Consider the following 1040-nt stretch of genomic DNA (forward strand, 5'->3'; position numbering starts at 1 on the left):
GTACCTGAGCCCCAAAATGTAAATTCGATGGCCTCACTCTCAAATAAGCATTGTTGATCCTGCCGTAGGCGGGTCAGCACTGTCACCAGTGGGTTCGCTCGTACCTCGCTCTGCAACTGGTACCAGCACTCGACCGTTGATAAAGAAACCACCCAAAAATTAAAGTTTGAGTTGAAGTTTAGAAAGGTGGCGACATGCTGATTGGTGAGAGGTTGAAGCGGAATTCTGCCCATACTCACCCTAGAGCTCAGCGGAGAGTAACTCTCGTTTGAACTCTAGTGTGTGCAGATGATTCATGCCGACCGGAGCCGAGTATATCGCTATCATCTGGTTAGCTCTGGTAACACAAGCTAACCGCAGGAATTACAGGCTGTTACGCCTCCACCCTCACCGTTTCCCGCCATTCTTCCGTTTCGTACCTTGCAAGGGTTACCCCAATCTACAAGCCTCGTTGTCTGCCTCAATACGGCAGCGCTACGGTCGAATCACTCATATGGTGTGCGCTATCGGGTGAACCGCTAGTGTCGTCCTTAAACATTACTGATTAAGGCCTTCAGACCTTGGTTCGGTCAACGCATGATGCTGGAAGCTGGCGCTAGTGACACTTTTTCCTACCACTCACCAACTAGGAATACTTGAAGTGCTTACGTGATATGGCTATCATGAAAGGACTTACATAGGCCGTTCAAACCCGTAAGTATTCCGAGAAAACCAGCCTTGCCGGGCTGGTTTTTTCACATCTGGGCTTTATCTTACGTAGATCATGGCTAGTCGTTCAAGCATTTACATCGAAAAAAAATTTTTTTTTATTCCCCCTGTTTTTGCCCCCCCAATTACCTTTGAACCTCTATTGGATCCCCCTCTATCGTTCGCACTATAGCTTTCCATCCACAGAATCGGAGGGTAACTTGCATTACTCCCAGCCTTTCAAACACCTAAAAAACGCAAGCCAGAGGCGTGAAAAAGGCCGCCTGGGGCGACCTTTCGGAGTTCGGTTAACGGGTGTTATGTTAAGTGAGTTGCGAACGGACGTTTCCCGC

At 48.6% G+C, this 1040-nt stretch carries 1 protein-coding gene; it reads right to left on the reverse strand.

Translation table 11 applies throughout. The features are described 5' to 3' along the window. A partial coding sequence (locus tag NHN17_RS25815; RefSeq protein ID WP_255045533.1) for a hypothetical protein occupies positions 1-233 on the reverse strand: 233 nt, incomplete at its 3' end. Positions 234-1040: the final 807 nt, after the last annotated feature.

Origin of the sequence: Photobacterium pectinilyticum (genome assembly GCF_024357955.1) — a bacterium.
Classification (GTDB): domain Bacteria; phylum Pseudomonadota; class Gammaproteobacteria; order Enterobacterales; family Vibrionaceae; genus Photobacterium; species Photobacterium pectinilyticum.